Origin of the sequence: Rhodococcus sp. (in: high G+C Gram-positive bacteria), assembly GCF_049286785.1 — a bacterium.
GTDB lineage: Bacteria > Actinomycetota > Actinomycetes > Mycobacteriales > Mycobacteriaceae > Rhodococcus_F.
This window is the reverse complement of sequence record NZ_JBAQEO010000156.1, coordinates 24,170-30,192: the sequence shown is the minus strand read 5'-3', so window position 1 is coordinate 30,192 and position 6,023 is coordinate 24,170. Positions and strand designations below refer to the sequence as shown.

Below are 6,023 nucleotides of genomic sequence, written 5' to 3'. Positions count from 1 at the left end.
GTGTCGCTGGGCGAATAGCCAGCGGCCAGCGCAAGACCGGTCAGCGCAAGACCGGTCAGCGCAAGACGGTGCCGCCGTCGACGTTGACCGCCTGGCCGTTGATCCAGGCGCCTTCGTCGGACATCAGGTAGGCGACCATGCTCGCGATGTCGCCTGCCTGACCGAGGCGCGGGCTCCGAGTCCGGGCGAGCATGGCCTGCAGCAATTCCGGTGCGGCTCCCTCCTGGATGTCGGAGGTGAGGATCAGACCCGGGGTGATGGCGTTGGCACGGATACCGTCCTTGCCCCATTTCGAGGCGACGTGGCGGGCCAGGGCGTTGATGGCCGCCTTCGTCGCCGAATAGGCGGGACGCTGGGGATCGCCCGTGAAGGACGCGATCGAGGAGGTGAAGACGATCGCCCCGCCGCCGCGTGTGAGGAGTTCGGGAACGCTGTGGCGAGCGACGAGCATGTGTCCGCGCAGATTCACCGCGATCGTGCGGTCCCACACCGCGAGGTCGATGTCGACGATGTTGCTGTCCTTGGGAACCGAGCCCATATCACCGGCGTTGATGTGCACGGCGTCCAGTCCTTCGTAGGTCCGCACGCTGGATGCGACCAACTCCCTGACCGAGTCGTCGTCGGAGATGTCGAACTGCATCGCGACGGCCTCACCGCCGGCGGCGAGGATGGCGCTTGCGGTTTCCTTCGCTCCGTCGATGTTCAGATCGCCGACGACGACCCTGGCGCCCTCTTGCGCCAGTCGTTGCGCCGAGGCGGCGCCCAGTCCCGTGGCGGCGCCGGCCACCAGGACGACCTTGTCTTTCAAACCCTGCATTCGGTTGGTCCTTCGCTTCTCGGGATACTTCCCTGGACGTGCGATGCCCGCCGGCGCCGGGCTGGCGGGCATCATCGGGAAGAGCGCTCTGCTACGTGTCTGCTACGAGTTGGCGAGTTCGTAACGACGGCGGTACTCGACCTTGGAGGTCTCGCTGACGTCGACGTCGGCGGCCCGGGCGCGGAGTGCTCCCACGGTGGCCTGTTCGCGCGGGATGTGCGCGAAGGGATCCCAGTCGAAGAAGCGGGCGACGTTACCGAAGGTGATCTTGTCGATTTCGTCGTCGGTGCACTGGGCGGCGACGAGTTCCTCCATCAACATCTCCGGCGAGTTCGGCCAGGTGGAATCCGAGTGGGGGTAGTCGCACTCCCAGGCAATGGTGTCGATCCCCAGGCGGTTGCGGTTGTTCAGGCCGCTCGGCTCGGTGATGTAGCACGCCAGGAAGTTCTTGCGCCACACATCGTTCGGTGTCATGCCTTTCGGGAGGAAGCTGATTCCTGTCCACGACTGGTTGACGATATGGCGTTCGAGACGGTCGAGCCACGGCGCAACCCAGCCGACACCACCCTCGCTCATGGCAACTTTGAGATCCGGGAACTTCTGGAAGGCCCCACTGAGCATCATGTCGTTGGCGGCAATCGTCGAGATGAGTGGTGTCAGGACCATCATGTCGTCGATGTTGAAGCCCTCGGGACGCTTGACCAGGCTGAAGCCGCCACCGATGTGCAGGCTGAGGACGATGTTGTGCTCGACGCACGCCTTGAAGATCGGATCCCAGTAGCCGGACTTGAAGTCGGGGTAGCCCTCGCCCACACCGTAGGGCGTCTCGGGGATGCTGATGGAGCGGCAACCCATCGCGGCGAGTCGGTGGATCTCCTTGACCGACTCTTCCACGTCGAAGAACGGGATGATGCCGAGTGGGATGAAGCGCCCCGGATAGGTGCTGGGGACCTCGCCGACGACCCAGTCGTTGAACGCCCGGCACGCTGCCAGGGACAGTTTCTTGTCCGGCAGGCTCGCCAGGTGTGTGCCCGCGAAGCCGGGGAAGGTGGCGAAGAGGGTTGCGGCCAGGGTGCCGTTGGCATCCATGTCGCGCACGCGCAGGTTCATGTCGTAGACACCGGGGCGCATCTCGGCATAGCCGGTGGGATCCATACCCCACTCGCTCTTGGGCCAGGAGACGACGGCGTTCAGGCCGGAGCTACCGACCACGGTGTCCTGGAACAGCCACGCCTGCACGTTGGGGTTGCGCGGGTGGATCGTCAGTTTGGGTGCCTGGTCCATGAGGCTCTTCGGGAAGTGCTTCTCGAAGATGTCGGGCGGCTCGACCACGTGGTCGTCGATGCTGACCATCACCATGTCGTCAATGTTCATTGAATCCTCTCCTGCGCTGTGCAGAGATGCCGGAAGCGGCACCGATCGACAATGAGAATATTACTTTCAAAAGCGAGAATCTAGATCTACAGTACTGACAATACTGCGATGTGCTCCCCGGATCGCGGTAAATATCGCCGAGGAGAAGAGAGCGTGCTTCCGTGGCAGAAACAACGACGTCGCTGACGCCGAGCTACCACGCCCGTCGAGCGCCGGACGTGCCGGCGATCGTGATGGGATCGAGCGGCGAGGTCGTGACGTACGGGCAGCTGGACCACCGGTCGACGCAATTCGCCCGGGCGTTGCGCTCGCGCGGGCTCTCGGCAGGCGACCACATCGCCATTCTCATGGAGAACAACAGCGCCTACCTCGAGGTTGCGTGGGCAGCGCAGCGTTCCGGTCTCTACTACACCGCGATCAACCGTCATCTGCGTCCGAGTGAGGTGCAGTACGTTCTCGACGATTGTGGAGCCGCCGCGCTCGTGACGAGCGCCGCGGCGGCCGATGTGGTCCCCGGACTGGACCTGGCGCGCATCCGTGTGCGGGTGTCGGCCACCGGCGACCTCGCGGGCTTCGAACGGTACGAGGAGGTGCTGGCGGGCGAGGTGTCGACGCCACTGGACGACGAGTGCGAGGGGCGGGAGATGCTGTACTCGTCGGGCACCACAGGGCGGCCGAAGGGCGTGCGGAAGCCGCTGCCGGGGACACCGTTCGGCGACCCGTCGGCCGCGCCCGTGCAGATCGCTCGGGGTCAACTCGTGAGCAACTCGGTGACCGACGCGGTCTATCTGTCACCCGCGCCTCTGTATCACGCTTCGCCGCTGGTCTTCTCGATGTCCTGGCATCGCCTCGGCGCGACGGTCGTGGTGATGGAAAGCTTCGACCCGCGCCGCTGTCTCGAACTCATCGAGCGGCACCGCGTCACCAGTGCACAGTTCGTGCCCACGATGTTCGTCCGGATGCTCCGACTGCCGGAGGAGGAGCGAGCGCGATACGACCTGTCGAGTCTGCGTAACGCTATCCACGGGGCGGCGCCGTGTCCGGTCGCGGTGAAGCGGCAGATGCTCGACTGGTGGGGGCCGATCATTCACGAATACTATTCGGGCACCGAGGATGTCGGTGCCTCGACGATCACGCCGGAGGAGTGGCTGGCCCACCCCGGTTCGGTCGGCCGACCCATGCAGGAATGCCATATCGTGGGGGAGGACGGCGAGGAGCTGCCACCGGGCCGGATCGGTGTCGTGTATTTCGCGGGTGGCCGCCCGTTCGAGTATCACAACGATCCCGGCAAGACCGCGTCGGTCACCAACGACAGGGGATGGCGGACCCTCGGCGATATCGGGCGGCTCGATGACGAGGGTTACCTCTACCTCACCGACCGGCAGGCGCACATGATCATCTCCGGAGGTGTGAACATCTATCCGCAGGAGGCGGAGAATGTCCTCGCCGGACATTCCGCCGTCGCCGACGTCGCCGTGATCGGTGTACCCGACGAGGAGATGGGCGAGTCGGTGACGGCGGTGGTGCAACTCGTCGATTCAGCTGCGGCCGAGGATGATCTGGCGGCGGAGCTGATCGCTTACTGCCGCGCGGAACTGGCGTCCTACAAGTGCCCGCGCAGCATCGACTTCGTCGACGAGCTGCCCCGCGACCCCAATGGCAAGCTCTACAAGCGTTTGCTGCGCGATCGCTACTGGGCCGGCCACGACTCCCGCGTCATCTGACTGTGCCCGGATGTCCCTGACTCCAGCGAGATCTCGCGTCCACACTGGGTGAGCAGCGGCCCGGGACATCGATGAGAGCATCATTCTCGAAAATGCACAAACCTCTTTCCATTCGGCCTCGGCTCTGGCATCATGCAGAGGTGAATAACTTTGCTGCCCTTCATGACATGACCGGCAAGGTCGCCATTGTCACCGGTGGATCGCGCGGAATCGGTCGGGCAATCGTGCAGACCCTGGCCGAGGCCGGAGCCGATGTCGTCATCGCGTCACGCAAGCTCGACTCGTGCGAACTCGCGGCCAAGGAGGTGGAGGCATCGACAGGACGCCGGGCGCTCCCGGTCGCCTGCCACGTCGGGCGCTGGGACGACTGCAACGAGTTGATCGACAAGACGTTGGAGCATTTCGGCCGGCTCGACGTGCTGGTCAACAATGCCGGTCTGTCGCCGCTCTACGAGAACCTCGATGCCGTGACCGAGGACCTGTACGACAAGACCCTCGCCGTGAACCTGAAGGGGCCGTTCCGGCTCGCGGTCCACGCCGGCACGTACATGGCTGCCCATGGCGGCGGCGCCATCATCAACGTCGGTACGGCAGGCTCGCTCACCGCGAGTGTCCGGGAGCTGCCCTACGCCTGCGCCAAGGCCGGTCTCAATGCCCTCACCGTCGGTCTCGCCGACGCCTTCGCCCCGAGTGTTCGGGTCAATTCGATCCTGCCGGGCCCGTTCCTGACCGATCTCTCCAAGGGGTGGGCTCCGGGTGCGGACGAGGACGCCCCGTTCGTGCCGATGCGACGCATGGGGCGACCCGAGGAAATCGCGCCCCTCGCGCTGCATCTCGCCAGCGCGGCGTCGAGCTACACCACCGGCGCCATCATCCGCGTCGACGGCGGAATCACCCGCAAGGTCTGAGTTTTGCAATGTCCCAGTGCCGCAACAAAATCCGAAGGGCTTATTATGACAGATAGTTCGCTCCTGGCAGACAAGGTTGCCATCGTTACCGGTGCGGGCGGAGGAATCGGTGGCGCCTACTCGCGTGGCCTCGCGGAGGCAGGCGCGGCCGTGGTGCTGGCCGATATCGACCTCGATGCCGCCACCGCAGCGGCCGGCGAACTCACGGCGGCGGGTCACCGCGCCCTCGCCGTCCGCGTCGACGTGCGCGACGAGACGAGCACGAAGGAGATGGCCGCCGCGGCGGCCGAGCATTTCGGCTCCGTCGACATTCTGGTGAACAATGCCGGGCTGATGGCGGAGGTGGTCGGCCAGGGCTCGCTCACCACGATGGACCTCGACCTCTGGAATCGCACCCTCGCCGTCAATCTCACCGGGCCCCTGCTCTGCACGCGTGCGGTGCTGCCGTACATGAAGGAACGCGGTTACGGCAAGGTGGTGAACCAATCGTCGAGTGGCGCCTTCATGGCTGCGCAGGCGTACGGCATCACCAAGCTCGGCCTGGTCAGCATGACGGTGTCGCTGTCGCGCGAGTTGGCGCCCTTCGGGATCCGCGTGAATGCGATCGCGCCGGGCATGGTCAACACCGACGCGGGATCGATCGCGTCGCCGCCGGAGCTGAAGGAGATGGTCAAGCACGCCATCCCGTTCCCCTTCGGTGAGCCGGAGGAACTGATTCCCGGTCTGCTGTACCTCGTCTCGTCGGGCAGCGACTGGGTCACCGGCCACACCCTCAACATCGACGGCGGCTGGGTAGTTCGCGTCTGAGCATGCAGCTCAATGCATTTCGTCCGTCGACACCCCTTCGTCCTTCAACAGGAGCAGCCGTGAAGCACTATCTGTTCGTCGAATCCTACCCCTCGCATCCCACCCGCGTGGACGAGTTCAACAAGTGGTACGAGGAGATCCACATCCCCGAGGTGGTGGCGCTCGACGGGTTCGTCGGCGCCACCCGCCTCGCCCCGGCCGCCGCCGACGGCGGCCCGTTCATCGTGCTCTACGAGCTGGAGGGCGATCCTCACGAGGCGGAGCGAAACGTGCACGCCGCCGCTGCGGCGAAGCAGCTGAACCTGTCCGACGCGCTGAGCCTCGGCCCGATCCCGAAGATGCGCATCATGCAGGTGCAATCGGAGTACACCAAACCGCGGTGACGCGTCGCGG

6 protein-coding genes are annotated in these 6,023 nt (G+C 65.2%); 4 read left to right on the top strand and 2 right to left on the bottom strand.

The genetic code is table 11. The features are described 5' to 3' along the window. Positions 1-55: 55 nt before the first annotated feature. Positions 56-817 (bottom strand): SDR family NAD(P)-dependent oxidoreductase, encoded by a 762-nt coding sequence (locus WAW17_RS06395; protein ID WP_422332161.1) that lies wholly within the window; start codon positions 815-817, stop codon positions 56-58. 102 nt (positions 818-919) lie between these two features. Beyond that, positions 920-2,191, bottom strand: a complete 1,272-nt coding sequence (locus WAW17_RS06390) for an amidohydrolase family protein (protein WP_422332160.1) — start codon at positions 2,189-2,191, stop codon at positions 920-922. A 161-nt stretch (positions 2,192-2,352) separates the two neighbouring features. On the opposite strand from WAW17_RS06390, the gene WAW17_RS06385 reads away from it, so the two are divergent. The 4 genes from WAW17_RS06385 to WAW17_RS06370 all read left to right on the top strand — a co-directional run bounded on the left by WAW17_RS06385 (position 2,353) and on the right by WAW17_RS06370 (position 6,013). Then, the gene (locus WAW17_RS06385; RefSeq protein WP_422332159.1) at positions 2,353-3,915 is read left to right on the top strand and encodes an acyl-CoA synthetase; all 1,563 of its coding nucleotides are present in this window, start codon (positions 2,353-2,355) and stop codon (positions 3,913-3,915) included. Positions 3,916-4,082: 167 nt separating this feature from the next. Further along, complete coding sequence (locus WAW17_RS06380; RefSeq protein ID WP_422332158.1) at positions 4,083-4,823, top strand: SDR family NAD(P)-dependent oxidoreductase; 741 nt, start codon at positions 4,083-4,085, stop codon at positions 4,821-4,823. Between the two features lie 45 nt (positions 4,824-4,868). Continuing rightward, positions 4,869-5,630, top strand: a complete 762-nt coding sequence (locus WAW17_RS06375; protein ID WP_422332157.1) for an SDR family oxidoreductase — start codon at positions 4,869-4,871, stop codon at positions 5,628-5,630. Positions 5,631-5,689: 59 nt separating this feature from the next. Further along, a complete protein-coding gene (locus tag WAW17_RS06370) occupies positions 5,690-6,013 on the top strand; it encodes a hypothetical protein (RefSeq protein WP_422332156.1) in 324 nt (107 codons plus the stop codon). The last annotated feature ends 10 nt before the right edge of the window (positions 6,014-6,023 follow it).